18 protein-coding genes and 3 pseudogenes are annotated in these 23,376 nt (G+C 64.1%); 11 read left to right on the forward strand and 10 right to left on the reverse strand.

Going from position 1 to position 23,376, the window contains the following annotated elements; genetic code table 11:
- Together AC2VOU_RS16390 and AC2VOU_RS16395 are read left to right on the forward strand one after the other, a co-directional pair.
- A pseudogene (locus AC2VOU_RS16390) lies at nt 1–415 on the forward strand (hypothetical protein); the annotation flags it as partial.
- The gene (locus AC2VOU_RS16395) at nt 412–690 is read left to right on the forward strand and encodes a hypothetical protein (RefSeq protein ID WP_486958322.1); all 279 of its coding nucleotides are present in this window, start codon (nt 412–414) and stop codon (nt 688–690) included. The pseudogene AC2VOU_RS16390 and the gene AC2VOU_RS16395, both read left to right, overlap by 4 nt.
- A gap of 423 nt (nt 691–1,113) precedes the next feature.
- Here the strand turns inward: AC2VOU_RS16395 and AC2VOU_RS16400 are convergent, their stop codons facing one another.
- Nucleotides 1,114–1,431 (reverse strand): hypothetical protein, encoded by a 318-nt coding sequence (locus tag AC2VOU_RS16400; protein ID WP_486958323.1) that lies wholly within the window; start codon nt 1,429–1,431, stop codon nt 1,114–1,116.
- A 317-nt stretch (nt 1,432–1,748) separates the two neighbouring features.
- On the opposite strand from AC2VOU_RS16400, the gene AC2VOU_RS16405 reads away from it, so the two are divergent.
- Nucleotides 1,749–2,819 (forward strand): ATP-dependent DNA ligase, encoded by a 1,071-nt coding sequence (locus AC2VOU_RS16405; RefSeq protein ID WP_486958324.1) that lies wholly within the window; start codon nt 1,749–1,751, stop codon nt 2,817–2,819.
- Between the two features lie 396 nt (nt 2,820–3,215).
- Nucleotides 3,216–5,069, forward strand: a complete 1,854-nt coding sequence (locus AC2VOU_RS16410) for a hypothetical protein (RefSeq protein WP_486958325.1) — start codon at nt 3,216–3,218, stop codon at nt 5,067–5,069.
- 36 nt (nt 5,070–5,105) lie between these two features.
- Here AC2VOU_RS16410 and AC2VOU_RS16415 read toward each other — a convergent pair whose 3' ends face one another.
- The 4 genes from AC2VOU_RS16415 to eccD are packed head-to-tail and all read right to left on the reverse strand — an operon-like array spanning nt 5,106 to nt 11,927.
- Entirely contained in the window at nt 5,106–6,908 is a 1,803-nt protein-coding gene (locus AC2VOU_RS16415; RefSeq protein WP_486958326.1) for an ATP-binding protein, read from the reverse strand.
- Nucleotides 6,905–9,037, reverse strand: a complete 2,133-nt coding sequence (locus AC2VOU_RS16420) for a type VII secretion protein EccE (RefSeq protein WP_486958327.1) — start codon at nt 9,035–9,037, stop codon at nt 6,905–6,907. The genes AC2VOU_RS16415 and AC2VOU_RS16420 overlap by 4 nt, the downstream gene beginning before the upstream one ends.
- Entirely contained in the window at nt 9,037–10,443 is a 1,407-nt protein-coding gene (mycP, locus tag AC2VOU_RS16425) for a type VII secretion-associated serine protease mycosin (RefSeq protein ID WP_486958328.1), read from the reverse strand. Before mycP ends, AC2VOU_RS16420 begins: the two co-directional genes overlap by 1 nt.
- Nucleotides 10,440–11,927, reverse strand: coding sequence for a type VII secretion integral membrane protein EccD (gene eccD / locus AC2VOU_RS16430; protein ID WP_486958329.1), 1,488 nt, complete (start codon nt 11,925–11,927; stop codon nt 10,440–10,442). Before eccD ends, mycP begins: the two co-directional genes overlap by 4 nt.
- 216 nt (nt 11,928–12,143) lie before the next feature.
- On the opposite strand from eccD, the gene AC2VOU_RS16435 reads away from it, so the two are divergent.
- A complete protein-coding gene (locus AC2VOU_RS16435; RefSeq protein WP_486958330.1) occupies nt 12,144–13,313 on the forward strand; it encodes a helix-turn-helix domain-containing protein in 1,170 nt (389 codons plus the stop codon).
- A gap of 55 nt (nt 13,314–13,368) precedes the next feature.
- Here the strand turns inward: AC2VOU_RS16435 and AC2VOU_RS16440 are convergent, their stop codons facing one another.
- Nucleotides 13,369–13,641, reverse strand: coding sequence for an Lsr2 dimerization domain-containing protein (locus AC2VOU_RS16440; protein WP_486958338.1), 273 nt, complete (start codon nt 13,639–13,641; stop codon nt 13,369–13,371).
- Nucleotides 13,642–13,910: 269 nt separating this feature from the next.
- Here AC2VOU_RS16440 and AC2VOU_RS16445 point away from each other — a divergent pair, with 269 nt between their 5' ends.
- The gene (locus AC2VOU_RS16445) at nt 13,911–14,270 is read left to right on the forward strand and encodes a hypothetical protein (protein WP_486958331.1); all 360 of its coding nucleotides are present in this window, start codon (nt 13,911–13,913) and stop codon (nt 14,268–14,270) included.
- A 63-nt stretch (nt 14,271–14,333) separates the two neighbouring features.
- On the opposite strand, the gene AC2VOU_RS16450 is transcribed toward AC2VOU_RS16445, so the two are convergent.
- The 4 genes and pseudogenes from AC2VOU_RS16450 to AC2VOU_RS16465 form a co-directional block, all read right to left on the reverse strand.
- Complete coding sequence (locus AC2VOU_RS16450) at nt 14,334–14,687, reverse strand: hypothetical protein (protein ID WP_486958332.1); 354 nt, start codon at nt 14,685–14,687, stop codon at nt 14,334–14,336.
- An 85-nt stretch (nt 14,688–14,772) separates the two neighbouring features.
- Complete coding sequence (locus tag AC2VOU_RS16455) at nt 14,773–15,678, reverse strand: alpha/beta hydrolase-fold protein (RefSeq protein WP_486958333.1); 906 nt, start codon at nt 15,676–15,678, stop codon at nt 14,773–14,775.
- A gap of 152 nt (nt 15,679–15,830) precedes the next feature.
- Nucleotides 15,831–16,838: pseudogene (locus AC2VOU_RS16460) on the reverse strand (lytic transglycosylase domain-containing protein); the annotation flags it as partial.
- Between the two features lie 88 nt (nt 16,839–16,926).
- Nucleotides 16,927–17,997, reverse strand: a complete 1,071-nt coding sequence (locus AC2VOU_RS16465) for an ABC transporter ATP-binding protein (protein ID WP_486958334.1) — start codon at nt 17,995–17,997, stop codon at nt 16,927–16,929.
- A 382-nt stretch (nt 17,998–18,379) separates the two neighbouring features.
- Between AC2VOU_RS16465 and AC2VOU_RS16470 the strand changes: the two genes are divergently transcribed.
- The 5 genes and pseudogenes from AC2VOU_RS16470 to AC2VOU_RS16490 all read left to right on the forward strand — a co-directional run.
- Nucleotides 18,380–19,459, forward strand: a complete 1,080-nt coding sequence (locus AC2VOU_RS16470) for an acyl-CoA dehydrogenase family protein (RefSeq protein ID WP_486958339.1) — start codon at nt 18,380–18,382, stop codon at nt 19,457–19,459.
- A 103-nt stretch (nt 19,460–19,562) separates the two neighbouring features.
- Nucleotides 19,563–20,729, forward strand: coding sequence for an acyl-CoA dehydrogenase family protein (locus AC2VOU_RS16475; RefSeq protein ID WP_486958335.1), 1,167 nt, complete (start codon nt 19,563–19,565; stop codon nt 20,727–20,729).
- A complete protein-coding gene (locus tag AC2VOU_RS16480) occupies nt 20,729–21,496 on the forward strand; it encodes an SDR family NAD(P)-dependent oxidoreductase (protein WP_486958336.1) in 768 nt (255 codons plus the stop codon). The genes AC2VOU_RS16475 and AC2VOU_RS16480 overlap by 1 nt, the downstream gene beginning before the upstream one ends.
- On the forward strand, nt 21,496–22,698 hold the full coding sequence (locus AC2VOU_RS16485) for a thiolase family protein (RefSeq protein ID WP_486958337.1): 1,203 nt from the start codon (nt 21,496–21,498) through the stop codon (nt 22,696–22,698). Before AC2VOU_RS16480 ends, AC2VOU_RS16485 begins: the two co-directional genes overlap by 1 nt.
- Nucleotides 22,695–23,376: pseudogene (locus AC2VOU_RS16490) on the forward strand (acetyl-CoA hydrolase/transferase family protein); the annotation flags it as partial. The gene AC2VOU_RS16485 and the pseudogene AC2VOU_RS16490, both read left to right, overlap by 4 nt.

The raw sequence follows: 23,376 nt of genomic DNA on the forward strand, positions 1-23,376 counted from the left end.
GGATGCCGATCGGAAGGCATCGGAGTCCGCACGCCCCACCCCGGCCACCGTCACGGTGACTGCGATGGTGGCGCCCGGACAGTGCAAGCCCATCGCGGGCGGCCCGTCACCGGTGGCCGTGACCGACACCGCGCATGAGACGGCCGAACCGACTCCTGTCGCCACCGGAGCCGCATCAAGCCGCTTCGACCCCTACACCTGTGAGCTAGTCAGCCCAGCTGAGTCAATCACCTCGCCGGGAGCCACACCGACGGCGGTTCCCAGCTACACCCCGTCACTGAACCCGTATCCCGGCCAGAGCAGCGGCGGCGTCGGTCAGTCCTCGGACCCGCTGAGCGCACCCAGCACGTCGGTGACCATCCCGCCCGCCCCAGCCGCGACGACCACCGTGCCCGCCGCGACTCCGGTGCGGTGAGCGCACCTGCGCACATGGACGTCCTCGACGCCGCTCGGCGACTGGAGGCAGTGTGGACCGCGGCGTCTTTCACGTCCGCCGAGGCGGTGGGTTTGTGGATCGACGACCTCGACAACCCCCACGTCGCCGTAGCAGTGCACGGAGGGCAGATCGTCTACATCGGGATCAGTGACGGCATGTTGCGCGGACCTCTCGGCCTCCTCCAGGACTCGCTGAATGCGTGCATCTTCAACGCATTTGGGATGTGGCGTTCCCAGCTTGCTTCCAGTGATTGATGACGATGCCGTCGCGGCCTCGTGGGCCAGTTGTGCTTCGCCACGGCGGTCGAGGGAGGTGTAACCCCGTGGCCGAGAACGAACCCACCCAGGAAGAGATCGACGCGGCGATCGGCGTCCTGGCCCGGACGCAGCGCTACAGCGTCAAAGACAACGAACTCGACGACTGGATCGCCTGAATTCGACAGCTCAGCACTCTTTGGTGAGCGCCGGCTCCTCCGGCTGGATTGACCACGACGCCGAGACCGCGAATCGGCGGTGTCCCTCGCGCAGGCGATCCTGCGGGCCGCCGGCCCGGCTTATCGACGTCAGCGAATGAGCTTTCGATCATTATTTTGGCGGGTGCACCCACGCAGACTGTGACGCCGATGTTCGACTTCCACGCGTTGGGTACCGTCACCCATCATGTGTCCTGCGCCGCGATCAAACAACCTGCACACCGAGTTCTCGACCGAGCACCAGGATGTCAGTGATCATGGATTCGATCGCAGCGGTGTCGGTTTCATCGCGCGTAGATGCCAAGGTTCTGCGCACTGTCGTGATCTCGTCGAACACGAGAAGCACCGGAGAGTAGCCGTCCCGGTCCAGTAAGTCGTTGCGCTTTCTCTGCGCGCGATCACGGCTGCGATCTTCGAGAATGCGATGAGCAGGATCAATAGCAGAAACCGGCAGACCGGCACTGGGGGCGGCAGAACGGCGGGACCGACTGCCGATAGTCGCGCGGAGATTCCTGAGTGACATGCGGCGCAGAGTAAGGCCGGGACATCGAAATTTCGCTGCCGAACACGACCAGCGATCTCCGTAGCGAGCGCTGAGGCGCGTGACACCGCCGATCTCCCTTCGAGCGGAGGCAGTGGCCCGGGCATCGTCATCCGACGACCGCGACGCCCGATCGAGAGCAACGCGATGTGCATTGTCGGAATGCGGCTCCGAGCGGGATATCGCCTGATTCGAATGGTTTTGGATGGCGGACCAGGCTCCGCTCCACTGTCAGTGCCCAGCTGTCGAACCTTGATGCTATTCTCTATTTTAGAGAATAGCAGGCTGAAAGGACCACAATGACCATCACCGGAGAACCCAGGATCGCGAGTCTCTACTACCGAGAAGGCTCCAGCGACAAGGAGTATCACGCGCGGCTGGAGGCAGCGGATGCCGGATTCGTGGTCACCTTCGCCTACGGCCGCCGCGGCGCGGCTCTGAGCACCGGAACCAAGACCGCGGCCCCGGTCGAATACGCCAAAGCCGCAGCGATCTTCGACAAGCTCGTCGCCAGTAAAGAATCCAAAGGTTACACCCGCGGCGAGGACGGCACCCCGTACCAGAGCAGTGGCGCTGACCGTGAGCCTTCCGGCCTGTTGCCGCAGTTGCTCAACGTGGCCGGGAAATCCGACCTCAACAAGATCATCGCCGATCCCGCCTGGTGCTTGCAGGAGAAGATGGACGGACGCCGGATGATGGTGCGCAAGTCCGGCGACACCATCGAGGCGATCAACAAGCTCGGGCTGGTGGTCTCCATCAGTGAAGCGATCGTCACCGCTGCCTGCACCATCGGCGGGGACTTCACCCTCGACGGCGAGGTCATCGGAGACTGCCTGCACGCCTTCGACCTGCTCAACCTGGCCGGTGACGACGTTCGTGACACTCCTTACCGTGATCGCTACACAACGCTGACGGAACTGCTCAGCGACTCTGGCCCCGCGATCGTTGCTGTGCCCAGTGCCGACGACGCCGACGCCAAAGCGGACCAGCTGACTGCTCTCAAGGCCGCGGGAGCCGAGGGCGTGGTTCTCAAGCGCCTGGACGCCCACTATCGGGCGGGACGGCCCAACAGCGGCGGTACGCAGCTCAAGTTCAAGTTCGTCGAGACGCTGAGTGCCCTGGTGACCATGGTCAACGACCGGCGCAGCGTGGGCCTGAGTCTGTACGGCGACGACGGCTTGACCTTCGTCGGCAACGTCACCATTCCCGCCAACCACGACGTTCCGCCGTCCGGAACGGTCGTCGAGGTGCGCTACCTCTATGCCGCACCGGCCCTCTACCAGCCGGTGTATCTCGGCGTACGCGACGACGTGGAGCCGTCGGAATGCGTGATGGCGCAGGTGAAGTACAAGAATGGCCTGGACAAGTGACCGCCGAGCACATCCAGGCAGCCGCAGCTGTGCTCGACCGCCACGCTCCGCGTCCGAACGGCCAGCACGATGGGTGGTGGGAGTGCCGGTGCGGGGAGCCGCACACCGGACTGCACCTTATCGGCTGCTTGATTGGGGCCGGATTCGCAATCGCTTGAACGCCTTACACGGTCCAGCTGCGGCAAGTCGCTTACACGTAACACGCGGTCCTGGTGTGGATCACGGGATCTATCGAAAATCCCATCGCTGCTGATCAGCGTTGATGACGTCGGTGGCTAGGGAACGCGACTGTCCCGATTTTGGATCGCGCCGGGGAGTGCCCGTCGGCTCGTATGTGTCGTGGCCTGTTGGTCTGAGCGGGTGGCACACTGTCATCAGCCGTCGGGAGGATCGTCGATGCGGGCAGGGTGGGCAATGGCCGCGGCGATGCTGCTTGTTGTGAGCGGGTGCGGACACTCGACGGAATCGCGTCCGGCCGTAACGAATCCGGTGGGGCTGTCGAACCGTGAGTTGGCTCGGTTCCTTCCGGTGCTCGCTGATTATCCGGGACCATCATGGGATCTCACGCTGAGCGTCGGCGCATCCAAACGGCAACAGGGCCCGTATATCGATCCGAACAGTAGCGTCGAGCCAGCGGGCTGTGCAGACATGCCGTTCATGCGCAGCGAACTGGTCGCGGCCAGTTCGGATGGTGTGGTGCAGAACGGCATCGCCGGTGATGCCGGCGCGGCGGCGGTGCGGATCATGCGCGAGCGCCCAGGCGCGGATCTGATAGGCGAATCGGTGGCGTGGGCCAAGCGGTGCCGCGAATACCAGGTCATCTACCCGGGTGCGACTGCCGACGATCCCTCGCCGAGTGACCCCACCGCGATTAGCGTGCTCCCACCCAAACAGGTGGAAGGGGTCGAGGTCGCGCGGATTCATTTCACCGACAACCGAGCGCACCGCTATCAGGGCGAAGGCTCTCGCGAAAGTGTGATCTCGCTGGCGCGGGTGCGCGGTCTGGTCGTAGTCGGGTACTGCCATGACCGCGAGCAAGAAGCCGCCGCCATCTTGGCGCTCACGATCCGGCGACTGTCAGCTGCGCGGCCCGCCTCAAAGCCGCTGTCCGACAAGCTAGATACCAGCGCGTTGAATCGGCGAACCGATAAAGAATTGGAGCAGCTGCTGCCGTCAGTGGCGGACGTTCCGGATGGTTGGACGGTCCTGCAGAGCTCGCCGATCGTCCCCTACAGCACCGAGGACGGCGAGTCTGCCACCGGCTGTGGCCGGCTGCCGTTTGCCGATGAGGTCGGTAATCGATCTGATATGCACCGAGACTTCCGTGAGATCGCCGTGGTATCGCATGCATCAACATCTGACGGATCCCATATCGGCGACACCGTGACAGTGGGGCTCGAAAATCCGGGTGCCTCGGTCATCGATGAGACAACCCGGTGGGCTAACCACTGCGGTCTAAAGTCCCTGCCCACACCGCCCCTCGACGGCGTCGCCGTCTCCAGCATCCGTATCAGCGACCGCACCGACAAGAAACCGGAGCGGACCGTTTCGCTGCTGAAGGTTCGCGGGCTGCTGGTCATCACCGAACCGGCGTTAACCCAACAGAACACACAGTTGGCACGCCACAGCGTCGAAAACCTGCTACACGCCACATTCGACACCCCGCCAACAGGTCCCGATCCGATGCCGACGCCGCCGGATCCCTACGCGCCTCCACCGGGCAATGTGACGTTCCCTGAACCGACAGCGGATGCCACGGCCGAACTCGCGCGCGTGGGGCAAGGCGTGCTCGTCAACCCCGAGCCGTATCACATGGGTGGCTACTTGCCGGGCGATTCGGAGACCCGCAGCTCAGATGACTACCTGCACTTTCACTCGCCCAGCGGCGCGATCGCCTGCACCTGGCGTAAGTACACGCTGGTGTGTGACACCCCGCACGGTACCTACCCGCGCACACCCAAACCTGCTGACCTGCAAAGCGTTTGGCAGGATTCCGTGAGCGTATTGGGGTGGTTCGGATTGCAGAACGGCATCGCCTCAGACGACCCCGTTGTATATGCGGTGTCCAAGGTGCTGCCCTACGGCAGCACAATCAGGCTGATAGACGGCACGGAGTGCCGGATGGACTCCGACGGCCTGACCTGTGTCGACTACGACAGGCGCATCGGCTTCCACCTGAGCCGAACCGACCTCACACCGCTAGCTGCCACCACGGCGCTCACCAACGACACTCGGCCACAACCACATTAGTAGGCTAATCTCCCCTTACATACCTAACCACAGGGATCACAGCTCGGGGTTGAATCCGCGCTTGGTCCGCACCGGCGGCCGGCAGACGTACTGCCTGCTGAGTGGATCGAACGTGACCATCTCCGCGTTCGGGACGATCTTCCCGTCGCTGCCCCGCTTGTCCAGCGGAACTCGCTCCATCCGCTTGATCTCGTCGACGGTGAACATGTCGAAATCGATGTAACCCTTGTCCGGCTCACCCTTGGACTCCGCTGCCAGCTGCGCCTCGGACTTCTGTTCGACACGAAACCACTGCCGAGTGTAGAGGCGCGGAACCTTGTCCGACACTTCGCTTTTGAACTTCGGCCACTCGGTCTTTGCCTGTGCCGGCAATTTCGCGTTGTCCCAAGATTCCCCAGGGCTGTAGCCGAGATAACCTTGGTATTCCAAGGCGTCGGCAGCGCCGGTCACCGGATCGACCGACGCGATCAGGCATCTCCCCTTGATCTTGGGGTCCATCGATTCACGCACCATGCGCACTTTCGGCGCCACCGATTCCTCGAACGCCTTGTTCATCGTCATGTCGTTGGGCTTGCCGAGTGAAATCGACAGCGGCAGATTGGAGCTCCACACCCCGGGGATCGACTGGTCTCGTGCGTCTTGCGAAATCAACATGACGTGCACCCGTAACTCGCGTCCCAGCGCGGTGATCTCGGTGATCATGGATTCGATGGCCTTGGCCTCATCCTTACCGAGGTTGTTCTTCCACTTCTCACGCATCCCCTTGATCTCGTCCATGACCAACAGCACGGGTACAAACGCATTCCAGCTCTCGGGATTGTTGATCTTGTCCTCCAGAGAACCCAGCTGGCGCTCCTGCATGATCTGGTAGGCCAGCACGATCGCGCCGACGTAACTCATTCCGCGAGGCGAGGAACCCAGCCCGACCGCGACCGTTCCCGGAACCGGCAGACCTCTGTCGCCGGATTGGGGGGCGAAGTAGCCCGCATAGTCTGCACCCTTGCCGTCTGCCAGGAGCAGCATCCATCCCATCGCGCGAAACTGCTCCAGCCAACTGCGCACCGCGACGGACTTGCCCGATCCGGTTTCGCCGATGACTTTGACGTGCGCCATCTTCTCCAAACAAACGCCAATCTCGCCTTCGGTGCCCACGCCGACTTTGAACTCCCAGCCGGTGTAGCGCTGCTTGGCCTCGTCAGCGCCGGACACCACCGGCCACATCGGCGGAAACGCCAGCTTCGGGATCGAGGACTTGCGACTCGCCCCGAACGTGTCGGCCCGCGGATCGAAGCTGAAAGACCAGATGCCGCCGATGCCTTTGAGAAACGTCGTCTGCAGCCGTTGCTGGGTACCGGTGTCAGTCAAGAAACCGGACTCCATGCAGCGAAATCCCCAGGACACCAGCCTGCGTCCGCCCTTGCTGTCATCGTCGAATTCGACGGCACCGACATCGATGCGCAGCTTGTCGGGAAATTTCGAGGCCGCTACGTCGAGGATCCGGCGAATGTCCGGGTGAAGTTCCCCGTGCTGCAACAGATCTGGCGGCAACCCGGCGACAACGACTCCACCGCTGTCGAATCTGCCGAACATGCCGTCCACGTCACCGTCGGTGACCAGCATCCGCCGGTGGGCCTTCCAGTGCCAGCGAACTCTCCGCAAGAGGAACGCGCCGCCGGCTGCAGCCAGCCAACTGGCCGTGACCCGAACCGGATCGCCGAAGCCGAGGGTGGCCACCGGGGCCAGCAATCCCGCCGTGGCCAGACACCCCAGACACAGCGCCTGGGACTGGTGGGAGGCGCGGGCGAACCCGCTGGTGTCACGGTCGAAATGCGTGGTCATGCATTGCCCTTGTCCGTTCGGTGGTGCCGTCCGGGCGGCCCGTCCAGACGGGACCGACCACGTGGCGGTGCTGGCGGAGCCGGAGTCGCGTCACCTTCAGGAAGCACAACCGGCGGCGGCAGGTCGGGCAGCCTCGGCGGTTTCGGTGGCTTCTGCGGATCCGGCGGCCGAGCACCTCTGGCCGTTGCCCTCGGCGGTCGAGGCCCGGCCATCGGTGGCAGCTGAGGGGCTTCGGTCGGAGCCCGCAGCGGGGTCACCTTCCGGACCGGTTCCGGAGGACGCGGCATGCGGCGCTGCCTCGGCGGAGGCGCCGTGGTGTCCGGCGTGGCCTGTCCGACGGTGTCGACGATGGGTGCCGGAGCCTGCCTGGACCGGTTCACACTCACTCGCGGGCGGGCACCCGGTAGTGCCACCACGTCGGCCAGGCGCAGGTCGACGCCCTCGATCGGGGCCGCCGGAGAACCGCCGGCCTCGATGTAGTCGCCGAGCAGAACCCTGCGCTCGATCGGGGTCAGCTCCCACAGCACCCGCGTGACCTGGGCATCGGCGGTCACCACGATCTCCGAGCGGCCTCCCGAGGTGTCCACGACCAGACTGTTGGTGGCACCCCGGCCGGGAGCTTCACCTGTCACCAGCACCACGGCCTTGCCCGCGGTCAGCGACCGGTGGCGCTCCCACCAAGCCGGCGTGCACACCACGACATCCGCCGGGGAGGAATCGGCGTCCCCGAGCGACAGGGCCGGGGCGTCGCGGTGCGCCACCAGGCGCTGCCAGCGTGGCTCGTCGATCATCACCGCGATTCGCTGGTCCTGTGTAGACAACCGTGCCACCATCTGCAGCGCGAACAGCTCCGGTCCAGCCAGCCACAACGGCTCCTCAGCGGGAGACACCGCGACGAATATGCGGGTCTTGTCCTCCTGCGACCCGACAAATAGGCCCGCCCCGCCAGCGGCTATTCCGAAGCCCAGACGGCGGGTGTCGTCGATGAGGACACCGGTCGAGCGCAGCGGTAGTTGCGCCGCGCACGGCAGCGCCCGGGTCAGGCCTTGAACCTGCTGCCCTCCCGCCACCGACAGTCCGTAGCTGGCGGCCTTCGATAGGGCGTCCCCGTCACGCACGAGGTAGGTGATCAGGGGCTGGGCCAGAGCCAGGGCGTCACCCTGCGGGGTCAGTGTCAGCGTCGTGTACTGGCGGTGGGACTGCAGGTGGTTCCAGCTCGCGGCCGAATCGGCGTTCCAGTGACCGCGGCGGGGAACGAAGGTGCGGGTGTGCACCCCCGATGTCGCCCCGCAGTTACGCCACCGCGGATCGGCAAGGGGACGTGACACCTGCGTGAGCACTTCGTCGTGAAAACCTCGGATCTGCTGGGCGCTCATCAGACGGCTACCGAACCCTTGCTCGGCCAGCGAATAGCACACCCGGGTAGCCGCGATAGTCAATGTCTGGCACATCCCGTCGGGCAGGGATTCGCGCCGTGCCCGCGCGTACGCGGAGCCGAGAATCCCGGCGTCGAGATCGATCGACACCGCAAGCACCGTGGTCCCGCCGAGCGGCGCCGACACCGGCCCGATCAGGGTGTCGAGCACTCCGGCGGCGTTGTCGCGGATCGCGAACTTGTACCCGACGCTGATCACGTCGATACGCGACAAGTCGATGCCGAACTGGTGAAGCTGGCACCGCAGCACGTCCGCCGAAATCACCGGCGCCTCGCTGGACCCGGTCGGCCCGACACGGGTGACCTGCCACGGTCGCGGCGTGATCTCCACCAGTGCCGTCACAGTGCGGCCATCGAAAACGACGCCCACCCCATCGCGGGAGGAGAGAGCGGCCTGCTCCGGGATGTCGCGTTGCGCAAGCCGCAACGCGATCCACTGGCCCAGTGTCCGGCCGCGTACCTTTCCACCGATCGCGGTGACGACACCGGTAGCCGCCGCTGCGCCGGCGGCGGCGTGAAGTCCCAGTCCCCCAGCGGTTCCGAGGAACGCGCCTGTGCTCGCCGCGGAGGCCAGCAGACCGGTGCGCGGAGTCAGCGCGATCAATTCCCGGGACGGTTCAGCCGTACGCGTTGAGCGTTTTGCGGGCGACGTCTCAGGCTGCTCGGCGGAGGACCGGTTACGTCGAAGCGCCATCACAACTGCTCCGGCTTACGGCCACCGCGTGCCAGCGCGACGACCAACATCACGAAAATCACCGCGGCCAGGAACGCCGCCGCGATCAGCGCCGTGGTGCTGCCCAGGTTATCGGCAGGAGGGGGCGGAGCCTGAGGAACAGCCGCGACGGGATCGACGCCGTCAGCGACCAGCGGCACCGACACGTCGATCGGATCGGTCAGAGCCGCCGACGGATCCACGACACCGGAACCGAGCAGCGAACTCATTTCCTGCGAAGGCTGATGGGCTGTGCGCTTGATGCGTTCGATGACCTGATGCGCGGTCAGAGCCGGGTACCGCTGACGGATCAGGGCGGCCAGGCCCGAGACACAAGCCGCGGCGAAGCTGGTACCCGCAATAGGTTCGATGCCATTCTTCGTCTGCTGGGCGTTGATCAACGCCCCGTCGACGCGGGCGGGATCCAGGCTGACGACGTTGATCGCCGGAGCCGCGGCCCCGACCCACGGCCCCGGCATCGACCGCACGTATGGATCGCCGGTCAGAGTCGTGCCTCCGACGCTCAGCACGAACTGGTCGAACAGCGACGGCAGCGATATCGACTCCACCTGTCCCCAGCCGCGGGTATCGGACGGGTCGGCGGGGCTGGGGCCCGGATTCGCCGAACAATCACCTCCGAGGTTTCCTGCTGCGGTCACGACGACCACGTTCTTGACGACAGCTGCGTAGTGCAGCGCTCCCGCCAATGGATGCAGGTCCACTGGCTGATTGGGTTTCACGCACGCGGTCACCGAGATATTGATGACACTGGCGTTGAGATCCGCGGCATGCACAATGGCTCGGGCCAGTGTGGCCAGCGTCGACGCGCTCTCCGCCGCGCGTGCGTTTCCGGTTCTCGAGCTGTCCACCTGATACGCAGCTGAGGACTGCCGGATCGAGACGATGGTCGCATCCGGCGCCAGACCCACGAACCCGTCGGTGATTCGGGGTTTCGCCGCGATCAGCCCGGCCACAAGCGTGCCGTGATGATCACAGTCGAACAGGCCGTCCCGTCCTTCGACGTAGTCACCACCGCCGAGCAGATTCGGCAGGCGCTCGTTGCGGTTGACCCCGGAATCGATCACGGCCACGGTCTGGCCTTTGCCGGTGGAGAAGCCGTGCAGACTCTTGACACCCCACACGGTGTCCATCGGGATCGAGTTGAACTGGCTTCCCTCCAGCTGACCGGAGGTCGCGCACAGCGCCGTCTGCTTCATCGGAAACTCCGGTCCAGGTGGGGCGTCCGGCGGAGGGACATCCACCGCCGGATTGAACGCATATGGCGAGATCGCCGCCGCAGATGGAATCGAGGACAGTCCGGCAATCAGCGTCGAAGCCACTGTGAGAGCTGCCAGCCGTTTCGCAGTTCGGATTGCTGACCCGATCATCGGTTCCGTACCTTCGACCAGCCGTCCATGATCAGCACCAGCAGCGGGAACACCGTCACCACCGCCAGCGTCGCCAATATCTCCAGCCTGCGTTTACTCAAGGGCGAATGCAGCGTCTGCGCCCGAACTGCCCAGATCGCCGACAGCACCAGCCCAACCACCAGAGGAACCGCTCCGGCCACCAGCACCCCAACACCTGGTGGTGTCGGTGACAGTGCCCGGCCGATCAGGTAGACCGTCCAGGCCAGCGGCCCGCTAACCATCAGGGGCAGCGCGGCTGAACGCACGACCAGCCCGCGGCCGACGGCGATCATCGCCACCGACGCGGTGGCGACCAGAGCGAACATGTGCCACTCGTAATCGCCGGTGAAATAGCCGCCCGCCCCGGCTGCCGCCACCAGCGCCAGACCGGCGGCACTGACCATGCCGATCAGTGCCTTGAGCGTTTCGATGACGCGGTCCTCCTGGTTGAGCATCGACTCGATGGCTGACGCTGACGTCGAGCGCCGTGACACCGCTGCCACAGTCATGTCCTTGCGGTTCAGCAGAGGCTCGCCGGTGGTGGGGATGTAGTTGACCCGCACCCGCCCCACCAGTCGCGAAGTCTGAGTGCACCAGAGAATGATCAAAAGGCAGGCGAACACCAGCTGCGCGGCCACTGCCTGGGACGACACCCGCACCACCAGGTACAACAGCCCCACAACGACCGCGCACAGTGCCACCGCACCCACGCCGACGTGCAGGCTGGCGGGGCGGTTGCCGGTCAGCGCCCCGAGCAAAACGGCCAGTGCTCCGACCGCAGCGGCCACGGTGGTCAAGTGCCAGATGCCGAGATCGCGGGGAACCATCAGCAGACCGACCGCCGCGGCCGACAGGTACGCGGCCACACACAGACCCCCGGAGACGTCGGCGTAGTTGTCGTGGGAACGGGTCAGCACCGAGGCGACCGACGCACACATCACGGCCAGTACCGCCATCACCCCGAGGACTTCCCAGCGGTCGCTACCGCCGCCGATGAGCACGTCGCAGATCCCGATGCTGGCCGCAGCAGACACGGCGAACGGCAACGTGGCCGTCGCGATCCGGCGGGTGTCGCGCCCATCGAGGACCGCAAACATGCGCTTGGAGACCTCGGCTGTGCCGTCTGCGAGGTCGTCGCGCAATACCGGATACGACTCGGTGCGCGTGCGGTGGGTCAGGTACAGATCCGAGCCAGGCACGATGCCTGCCTGATCGAGCGTGCTCTCTGGATCGAGGCGGTCTCTTATCGGCCCCGTCTCCAGCGCCCATTCGACTCGTTCAGTGTTGAGGTAATCGGCGCCCGGTTCGTCCTTGACGATCTCGGTCAGCTGCTTGCGCAACTGTGGAAGCAGCGCCACCACCGGGGTGTGCGCGTGCAACTTGCACTGGAAAGCGGTGTCGCGGGCATGCACGTTCACCGCGATGAATGTGATGTCGCTCAGAACCGATGTCGGCTGTGTCATGGCAGCAGATTTACCCGAACGGGATATCTGGAAAGGCTCGCGGCGCGTACACGCCAGCCGTGAGCGCAGAACAGTTGGAAAATCGCGAACCAGTGAACCCTCGCCGGACCTGCCCGCCCATGGTCACGAAGTCGCTGATTTACTCAGACCAAATGCCGTAAGTTGCACACGCAAACGGAGGCGCAAAATGTCTCAAGAAAACCGATGGAGGCACCTGTGAGCGATCCCGTGGAATCTGGGGAAAGCAAAACCTGGATCAGGCTTGGTGCGCTAGTCCGTGATACGCGCAAGGCGCTGGGATACAGAAGTCACGAAACCTTCGGCTCCGCCTGCGAGCTGGCCGCACGAACAGTCTCGGCGATCGAGTCCGGGGAGCGCACCAACTACTCGTCCCAGACCTTGGAACGTCTGGAAGCAGGCCTTAACTGGCCACGCGGAACCGTTGAGCGTGTGTTGACCGACCCGGACTTCGATCCGGCCACGTTGACCGCGCAACCCGGCGTCGGGTTGTTGTTCCGTAGACCGGAGTTCGACCCCAACCCGGTCCCCGTGGACGTGGACGCCGTGATCAAGGTGTGCGACGTGCTGGATCAGGCCACCGCAAGCGTCCGTTCGGCCAAGAGCTCCAGAACCAGCGCTAACGACGGCGAACTTCGGCAGTTGGCCGCTGCGGTGTTGCCAGTCTGTTGGATATACATCCTGCGCATGGTCGAGAAGAACTGCTTGCCCGGAGATAGGCTGCACCCCGCGGTCCGGCCGAGCTTCGACGCTTTCTTCAAGATCCAGAAAATGTTCTCCTCACCCAGCGACCTCAGCTCGTACGCCCAGTGGCTAGTCGGCGATCGGCCCAACACCAGCAAAGCCGACCGTGAGCGCTACCACCGGCGATGGGCGGATTCCGCGCAACCGCTGTCCGAGGAACGAACACCGGTCTCGGTCGCCGGCGGTTTGTTCCGCCCGCCACAGTTCGACGACTCTCCGGTGATGGTTGACGTCGACCTGATCGTGCACGTGATCGAAGTCCTGACCGCCATCGCGGAAGCGCACGGATTCAGTAAGTCCAAAGCCAAAGTAAAAGCGGCCCAACAGGACAACCCGGTCTTGTGGCTGCTGGCCGTGGCGTCCCTCCAGCTGTGCTGGCCCTACATCACCCGACTCGTCGAGGACAACGTCACCCCCGGTGTCGGGGTCAATCCCGCAGTCAGCCAGCAGTACAACGCGTTCCGCGACGTGCAGGCCTTTTTCGCTCCCGATAACAGCACCGGCCTGTACGTGCAATGGCTTACCGGCGACATTGACAGCATCAGCGACCAGATCCGCCAGCGATATCTCCAGCGGTGGAATGAGTCGAAACACCAACGCAGAAACACGAAACGCGCAGAGTGACCGGCACATCCCCTGGCCCGAAGCGACCTGGTGCGCGCGGGACATTCTGTCCAAATCAACGCACAGCGCTGGACCGGCGTTTCTCCCTACGGTGCTCGTTGTAGCGGATGTAGACGGCCGCCGGGACACGGCCGCGACGGCCCACGTCGATCCCCTGATTTTTGGCCCAGGTCCGCACCGCTGACGCACTGGCGCCGCGTCGCGATGTGCGCGTCGTGCGCCGCCCGTTGCTGATCCACAACGCCATCGACTCGCGTAGCCGTGTGGCGTTGTCACTGGACAGGTCGATTTCGTAGTCGACCCCGTCGAGGCCGAAAGTTGTCGAGATGCAGCGAAGATTGACAAGACACGCCTGGCTACTTTGACAAAACTTCGGCGTGTCGCGGAGGCTTGCTAATCTTCGCTACAAAGGGCCAGTTCAGGATCGATTCGCGCGCCGCGACGACACGACTCATAGCCGGTGCCAAATCCAAGACGGCGGTGATTCGGTCCTTCAAGCTTTACTGACCGGATTCTGCGCGCGTAAATCGCATCGGCTGGCCCCTCGGCATAGAAATCCCGCCACCGGCCCGACTCGTAGTCGATCGCGGGTTCGAGGTGGGACACCGGCGGAGTTTCGACGAGTTACAGAAATTCATCGACGCAGACCCGTCACGGGTATCGCTGGCCCGCGCGAGGCGCGATGACTTTGATAACGCCCTCGGGAGCGCCGACGGGGTAAAGGAGATCGTCAAGTCGGGCTCGCTGGAGCGGCGCACGCAGCTGCAACCGATGCACGACGTCGACTTGATCATGGTGTTCGACACCAGTGCCGTACCCGAGTGGGGTGCGCCGGACGCATCATCGGGAGACGCCCTGGGCTGGTTTCATGATGACGTCGTGACGCGGCTTGGCGTGACGAAGGGCACCCACGCGGAACTGGTGCACAAGACACGCCTGGCTTCGCCGCTAAAGTAGACCGTTGCCACCAGCGGCAGTTCAGCGCTTCGCGGCGATCACGCAGGGCGGGCGCGATCCCCGTTATGCAGTCGACATCCGAGTCCGATTTGGCTGAAGGTACTTTTGCACTATACGGATGCGGGGAGCAACCCAGGTCGGCATCGGTGCGGACGGCGTCGAGAGTAGCTCAATCAGCACTCGGTTGAAGTTTCTTGCGCCGCAAGCATCATCGTAGGCGGCCCACCAGGATCTGAGCGCCACCGCCACTTCCGGCGACAGCGCGATGTGCTCCCAGGCGGCCGCCCTGACTAATTCATTGATGGCAGTGCGGGTATCCCCGGCCCCCAGCGCCACGTAGACCACGCACTTTTCCGTCTCGCTGAGACTGTGTCTGCACGCTTCCGCCAACGACCATGCAAGTTGCGTGTAGTCCATCACTGCTCTCCTTGTGGACTGTGGGCGGCGGATCCTCCGTCACCGGTCACACCGAATCTGTTGGTGTACAGATTAATACGTGGGTCTATCTGATCGTCGACGCGACGTCACCCGACATCGCACTCAACTCAGGTCCCCAGCTCGACCACCCGTGGTCCCCAGACACAGGCAGGTCGAAGTGAGCGTTCTGACCTCTGACAGTCCGGTACTGCGAGTAGAACTCGCGGTTACCTCCTTGAGCCACAGCTGCCGCACCGATCATGGCCGCTGGATCGCTTGCGGTGTCGGTCTGGGGGCTGAACACCCATACGCGAGTGTTGTTCCGCGCCAAAAGTGCAGCATGTACATCCGGGTCATGCCATTTCCATCTACCCGCCTGCGGTAGCCCCCACATGGCGACGCTGTCAACGCCGCCGAACTGCCGCAGGCCGGTAAGGATCGCACCATTGGTCTCTGTTTCCGATGGATACACAAACCCTGACATCGAACCGGCGTACCGGAACCGGTCGGGATGGAACGCCGCCAGCGCCAAGGCCCCGTAACCACCTTGTGCAGCGCCGATCACGGCATGACCGCCTGGCGCCAGGCCTCTGTTCGCAGCCAACCAATCAGGCAACTCAGTGGACAAGAACGTGTCCCACTGTTTGCCTCCGTCGTTCTCCCAGTTGGTGTACATGCTGTAGGCGCCCCCTGCGGGAGCGGCGACTGAGATACCCTTGCCCGCAAGCGTTCTCATCGCGTTTCCTGCGGTGACCCAAGTACTGACGTCGGGGCCACCGTCGAATGGATCCAGCAGATAGACCGCATGCGGGCCGCCGGCCAGAAAGGTCACAGGTATGTCGCGCCCCATGGCGGCCGACGGCACCATGAGATTCTCAACCCCGGCCGCGTGAGCGCTTCCGGCGCCCAGCTGCGCGCCGGGAAAGACTCCTAAGCCCGCGGTAACCAGCGCCGCACCTAGCAACCGCGACAACGCTAATCGTGTTCTCATTCGCACCTCACTTGTTTCGCGGGAGCGACGAGTGTTCGCTCCGGGATGGCGCATCGTGACCGCAGGGCGGAGGACTGACCGCCGAGCAGCTCGCGTCCGCGGGGACGGATTCCCACGCTGTCTCATGGCATCTGCTGCTTAGTGGCAGTAGGCGACTCGATGCAGATCACGGTGCACGTCGCAGCGCCCGGTGCAGTCGAGGAACTCAGATCGATGAGCGGCCTCTGAGACAGCGGGTCAGTCGGCGGGAGCCCGTGAACGTTCAGAGGCAGACCCGGGCCGGGTCCCTGTGAGTTCTCGAGATGGAGGTCGGCGATCGGCGGGGCCGGTCCGCTGACTGGCGGCAGGTCGACCGGAACGACGCCCGTGGCGTACGCAGCGGCCCAGCCCAACACGTTTCGGGCATAGGACGCGGAGTTGTTGTAACGCAGGATCGCTGCCGTTACTTGAGACTGATCGCGGAGGTTCATGCCGCCACTGCACAGGTACCGCGCGGCAGCCAATGTCGAATCGTAAAGATTCTGAGGGTCGGCGACACCGTCGCCATCCCCGTCAGAGGCATAATGCGCCCAGGTGCCGGGAAGGAACTGCATCGGACCCAGTGCGCGCACGAAGCCCACCCGGCCATCACTATCTCGCTCCGTGATGACCTCATTACCGGGTAGAGTTCCGTCCAATGCGGATCCGTAGATTGGTCGGACGGCAGTACCACGAGCGTCGGTAGCTCCTCCGTTTGCGTGCCCGGATTCGATGCGACCGATACCAGCCAACAGGTTCCAGCTGATCCCGCACCCGGGATCGGAGGCGGCCATCTTTTGCTCAGCGTTGCGGTAGGCAGACAGGGCTGTGGACGGAATACCAACGGCGCCAGCAGACTTCGCCACGCCTGCCGGCGGGGTCGGCGCCAGCTTATCGGGCTGCGCGACGTGAAGGACGATTGGCGGGCGCGCCGCAGCAACCACAGCTGGTCCCGGTAACTGCGTGACGCTCGCCGCGACAACTGCCGCCGGTGCTGATAGCGCATGGCGTGATCCTGGTGAGAAGGCGTGCGGCGCGTGACCCCCGCCACTGACGGCGCACGACAGCAGCAGCGGAATTAATGTCGTGACGGTCAGGGCCGCGTTTCTCGTCGTACGGGTGACTCGTATAGGTGTCGCCATCAGCCAAACGCACACAGCCCGAATCGATCTCGACACCAAATCAGATCTCGTGGTGTCGGCCTGCCGCCGATGCAGAACCATGGGCTTCTCAGTAGCGACTTGGCGTAAGAATCGTCGCGGTATCGGCCTCGTCGCGGTGCCGACCAGACACTCGGTCGTCGTCGTCAACGGTGTGAGAGTTATTGGTCTCGAACGACTCCAAGATCGCTTCCTGGGCCTGCTTGGGCAGCAGGTGCAGGCTTGCCCGGACCCGTGCCTGGCGGCGGGCGGCACCCTTGCGCTCCGGCATGCCGGGCGTACAGGTGATCTGGGCGGGCACGCCCACGATCTCGTCGACACCACCATCGTGGTGGCCGGCGTCCAATTGGGCCTGCTCCTCGGCCATGGTGGCCTCGTCCTTTTCCTCGCTCATCCCGATCGGGCCGATCCGGCGACCGTTGAGGAATTGGCGCACCACCGGCTCCTCGGAGGTCAGCAGCACCTCACGCGGGCCGAACATGACCAGCTTGCGGCGAAACAGCATGCCCATGTTGTCGGGCACCGTGCGGGCGATGTTGATGTTGTGCGTCACGATCAAGATCGTGCAGTCGATCTGAGCGTTGATGTCGATCAACAACTGCGACAGATACGCGGTACGCACCGGGTCCAGACCCGAGTCCGGCTCGTCACACAGAATGATCTGCGGGTCCAACACCAGCGAACGGGCCAGCCCGGCGCGCTTGCGCATACCACCGGAGATCTCACCCGGGAACTTGGTTTCATCACCGCCAAGACCCACCAATTCGAGCTTCTCCATGACAATGTCACGGATCTCTGATTCCTTCTTCTTGGTGTGCTCGCGCAGCGGGAACGCGGTGTTGTCGTAGATGTTCATCGACCCAAACAGGGCGCCGTCCTGAAACATCACACCGAACTTGGTGCGAATCTCATAGAGCTCCTTGGCCGAGCACTCGGTGATATCGATGCCGTCGACCACGATCGAGCCGCGCTCGGGACGCAGCAGACCGATCAGCGACTTCAAAAACACGGACTTACCCGTGCCGGATGGGCCCAGCAGCACGCTGACCTCTCCCTCCGGGATGTCCAGGGTGACGTCTTCCCAGATTCGCTGGGACCCGAAGGACTTCGTTAGTCCTTCGACCTGGATACCGACACCCATGTGGACTCCCCGTCGCGATGATCTCGTTGCCGAAACACCCGCGGCGGCAGGACATGCATTGCAACTTCTTCGTCGCTGGCGTGGGCGCTTTGTGTTTGGTTAGGCCTTGTCATGGTCGCCGAATCTGCTGGAGGTCCGCTTCCCCCCAAGGAGCACATTCCGCTGACCACTTCGGGGCATGTCGTGGAGCGGACACTGGAACCCGACTCCGTAAACCTCGTGACCGGGTTTCTCGGCGGCGAGCCCGCGGTAAGCATCGTCGGTGCAGCGCGCAAACCGCTTCCCTCCGAAGCGCGGATCGTTTATGGTCAGACCGAAAGTACCTTTTCGTTCGCTCGGCCTTTTGGCCGGCGATACCGCCAATGCCGGCAGGAGCACGCTGATGCGCTGGGAGCTCTCCGAAGAACAAGAGCTGTTCATCACTTCACTACGGGAGTGGCTCAGCGAACGCGCGAGCCCTGCCACGGTCCGCTCCTGGCTCGACGCCGGAGACATGTCCGGCTTCGAACACCTTTTCACCGAAGAAGGATGGGCCGGCGTCGGCTTTCCCGAGGATCTCGGCGGCCAAGGCGGGGGCCTGCTGGAGCTAGCGCTGACCGCGCGTGAGCTGGGGCGGGCTGCGGCGCCCTCCGCCGGGTGGCTGCAGTCGGCGATTGCCCTTCCTGCCCTCGCCCATGACCCTGACCTCGTCAGTGCGGCTGTCGAGTCAGGAGAGTGGACCGCGCTAGCGGTGCGGGCCGATCGCATTCCGGCGGCGACGCCCTCGGTCCAGGCTCGCTCCGATCGGCTACACGGACGAATACCATGCGTCCTGGGCGCATCACGGGCCAAGCGGTTCGTGATACCAGTCGCCGACAATGAGTCCGTCTCACTGTGGTTAGTCGACGCCGCTGAAGACGGGGTCGGGCTATTGCCGCGCCCGCTACTGGACCGCTCGCGCGATGCCGCTGACGTCATACTCGACGGCGCGCAAGCGCGACACATCGAGGTCGATGCCGGCCCTGCGATCACCGAAATCGCCTGCCGGGCTGCGGTGTTGGTGGCCGCTGACGCTTTAGGAGCATCTGAGCGGATGCTGCAGCTCGCGGTCGATTACAGCAAGCAACGTCAGCAGTTCGGCCAGCCCATCGGCGCGTTCCAAGCGGTCAAACACGCCGCTGCCCAAATGCTGGTCACGGTCGAGTCGTCATTGACCATGGCTTGCTACGCAGCGCAGTCGATTGAGGAGGGCTTGCCCGAGCGCGGCAGCCACGCCGCGGTCGCGAAAGCCCAAATCACTGGTGCAGCTGCAGAATTGGCGGACAGCGCGTTGACGCTGCACGGCGCTATTGGCTACACGTGGGAACACGACCTGCATCTGTTCTACAAGCGCGCCAAGCTCGACCGCGTTCTATTCGGGACGCCGGCAGTGTGGAACGAACAGGTCGCCGACGCCCTCGCCCTTGTGCCTGCCACAGCTTGACCGTGAACACTTTCATCAGCGCCGACGTCGGCTTTCGTTTTGGTCTGTCCATTAGTATAGTTAGGCCGCAGATTCGTGAGTGGGCCGGAGAGCGGAGGAAGTTGTGGACTTTCAGCTGAACGATGACCAGCAGACGATCCGTAGTGCTGTCGCCGAGTTGGCGGGAAAGTTCGACGACCAGTACTGGATGTCGAAGGATCAGCAACACGAATTCCCCACGGAGTTCTACGACGCCTTCGCCGAGGGGGGTTGGCTCGGCATCACCACACCCGAGGCATATGGCGGTCATGGATTCGGCATCACGGAGGCCTCGATCCTGTTGGAGGAGGTTGCAGCCAGCGGAGCCTGCATGAACGGCGCGAGCTCGATGCACATGTCGATCTTCGGCATGCACCCCGTCATCGTCCACGGCTCCGAGGAGCTCAAGGCGCGCACGCTTCCCCGGATCGTCACCGGTGATCTGCACGTCTGTTTCGGCGTCACCGAACCGGGGGCCGGACTGGACACCACCAAGATCACCACATTCGCGCGGCGCGAAGGCGATCGCTACATCGTCAACGGCCGCAAGGTCTGGATCTCGAAAGCTCTGGAGTCCGAGAAAATTTTGTTGCTGACTCGCACAACAAAATTCGAAGACGCGAAGCGCAAGACCGACGGTTTGACGTTGTTCTTGACCGACCTCGACCGCAGCAAGGTCGAGATCCGCCCGATCCCCAAGATGGGCCGAAACGCGGTGTCCTCCAACGAGTTGTTCATCGACGGGCTGGAAATTCCCGTCGAAGACCGAGTCGGCGAGGAAGGCCAAGGTTTCCGGTACATCATCGATGGCCTCAATCCCGAACGATGCCTGATCGCCGCCGAAGCCCTCGGCATGGGCCGCGCTGCACTGCGCGCAGCCGTGCGCTACGGCAATGAGCGTGAGGTGTTTGGCCGGCCCATCGGAATGAACCAGGGACTGCAGTTCCCCTTAGCTGACTCACTTGCGAGGCTGGACGCCGCCGAGCTCATACTGCGCAAAGCGACGTGGCTTTACGACAGCGGCAAGCCCTGCGCGCGCGAAGCAAATACGGCTAAATACCTCTGCGCAGAAGCAGCTTTCGACGCGGCCGACCGCGCCCTGCAGACCCATGGCGGGATGGGCTACTCCGAGGAGTACCACGTCGCACGGTACTTCCGCGAAGCCCGGCTCACGCGAATCGCTCCCATCAGCCAAGAGATGGTGCTCAACTACCTCGGCGAGCACGTCCTGGGTCTTCCGAGGAGCTACTGATGACCGACCAACGTGACGTGTTCCGGCTCGACGGACGCTCAGCTCTTGTGACCGGTGCCGGCAGCGGCCTTGGCGAGGGGATCGCTCGCGGCTTCGCGGCCGCGGGAGCGACTGTCGTGGTGACCGACATCGATAAGGACGCAGCGGTGGCCACGGCTGAGTCGATCAACTCTTCTGGAGGCAGCGCGCAGGCGCTGGCGCTCGATGTGCGCGACAGCGAAGCAGCAAAAGACGCGGCCGCAGCCGCCGCCGAGCTCGGTGGGGGCGCGCTGCACATCCTGGTGAACAACGCCGGCGCGATCGCACCGGCAATGTTCGCGGACCTCTCTGAAGAGAACTTCCGTCTCATCGTCGACATTCATCTGGTAGGCAGCTTCGTCTGCAGCCAGGCCGCGCTGCAACACCTTGCCTTGGACGGCACCGGCCGAATCATCAATGTGACCTCCGCGGCTGGCCTGACCGGCACCATAGGGCAAGCCAACTATAGTGCCGCCAAAGCCGGAATCGTTGGCCTGACAAAGTCATTGGCCCGTGAGCTCGCCCGGAAGTCGATCACCGTCAACGCTGTTGCACCGCTAGCCGCTACCGCGATGACCGCCAACATCCGCAGCAATGAAAAACTGGCGGCCAAAACTCTAGCCCGAATTCCGCTGGGCCGATGGGCTTCTCCGGATGAGATCGCTCCGACCTTCGTCTTCCTTGCGTCTGATGCGGGGTCGTACATCACCGGCCAAGTCTTGCCCGTCGATGGCGGGACGGTCATCTGATGGGCCGCTATGTCACTGGCCCGTTCAGCGCAAAAGGCCGCGAGGTCTACATCATCGAGGCAGTCCGCACACCCGTCGGAAAGTCACATCCGGAGCGGGGCTGGTACCGCGACATACATCCCAACAGCATGCTCGCCTCCTGCTACAGCGAGTTGATCGACCGCACCGAGATACTTCCCGGCGAGGTCGAAGATCTCGTGATCGGATGTACCGCGCCCTTCGGTGAGCAATCCCGCAACATTGCCCGCAACGCCTGGCTGCAAGCCGGCTTCCCGCCCGAAGTACCAGCGACGGTGCTCGACCGCCGCTGCGGCTCCGCGCAAACGGCGGTGGAGATGGCCGCGGCGCTGATCGCCTCGGGCACTCACGACGTCGTGATCGCGGGCGGAGTCGAGCACATGGGCCACGTCCCCATCGACTCCCCCGTCAAGATCTCCGAACTGTTCGGCGACCCATGGACGGCTGAGCTCCGCGATCGTTACGCTTTTGTGCACCAAGGCGAAAGCGCCGAGCTCATCGCCGACCGCTGGGAGCTCAGTCGCGACGAGATGGATGCCTTTGCCGCACGGTCACATCACAACGCCAGCAAGGCCATCGCCGGCGGCCGCTTCGTCTCCGAGATGGTTCCGCTGGATCTCGACGGACAGATTCGCTACAGCGACCAGTGTGTGCGTCCCGAAACGTCGGCGGAGACATTGGCCAATCTCAAGCCCGTGTTCCGCAAGGAAGGCGGACGTATCACCGCCGGGACTTCTTCGCCTATCAGCGACGGTGCCGCCGCCATGCTGCTGTGCTCCCAAGAGGCTCTTCATCGCCTAGGGCTGCGTCCGCGCGCCCGTATCGTCGATCAAACGACGGTGGGCGTGGACCCGATCATCATGCTGACCGGCCCCATTCCTGCGACACAAAAACTGTTGCAACGCAACAACCTCAGCATCGACGACATCGATCTCTTCGAGGTCAACGAGGCCTTCTCCTCTGTCGTGCTGGCGTGGCAGAAAGAGCTCAATCCCGACCCCGCTCACGTCAACGTCAATGGGGGCGCGATCGCGCTGGGCCACGCTGTCGGCGCGACCGGTGCCAGACTGATCGCCACGCTGATCCCCGAGCTGGAGCGCCGCGACGCCGACCTCGGACTCGTGACGATGTGCTGCGGCGGCGGTCTGGGCACCGGAACGCTGCTACAACGAGTACCGGGATGATCGATCTCAGCGAATACCTGACCCCCGGCGCCGGAGTGTGGTGGGGGCAAGCCGCAGCCGAGCCCCGCCCGTTAGTCAGTGCGCTGATGCAACAGACGGAACATGTTGGCCCGCTGCGGTTCTTCACAGGTCTGAGCTGGAACGACCAACTGGCCGTCGTCATGCCACACGCCGTGTCCATGGTCTCCTACGGCGGGCTCGGTGAGCTCGCCCAGCTGAGCAAATCTGGGCGATTGGACATCGTCCCCTGCCACTACTCCGCGTTGCCGCGTATGTTCGCTGAGCACCGCCTCCCTTGCGACATCGGCTTGGTCCAGGTCTCACCTCCTGATGACGACGGGATGTGTTCGCTAGGCGTCGGCGTCGATTACGTCGCCGACGCCATCGCCCACACACCCGTGCTCATCGCCGAGATCAACACCCAGATGCCGAAGACATTGGGCACCGCGCCGATTCCGATCGGGCGATTCAGCGCCACCATCACAACTGACCGCCCCCTGCCCGAAGAGAGACGCCGGCCGCCCGGGGAAGCTGACCGAGCCATCGCCGGCCACATCGCTGAACTCATCGACGACGGCGACACCATTCAGCTCGGCGTCGGATCACTGGGATCAGCGATCCTCGACGCGCTCTCCTCGCACCGCAACCTGGGTGTCCACACCGGGATGCTCACCGACG

The sequence above is a fragment of the Mycobacterium sp. TH-M25 genome (genome assembly GCF_057473665.1).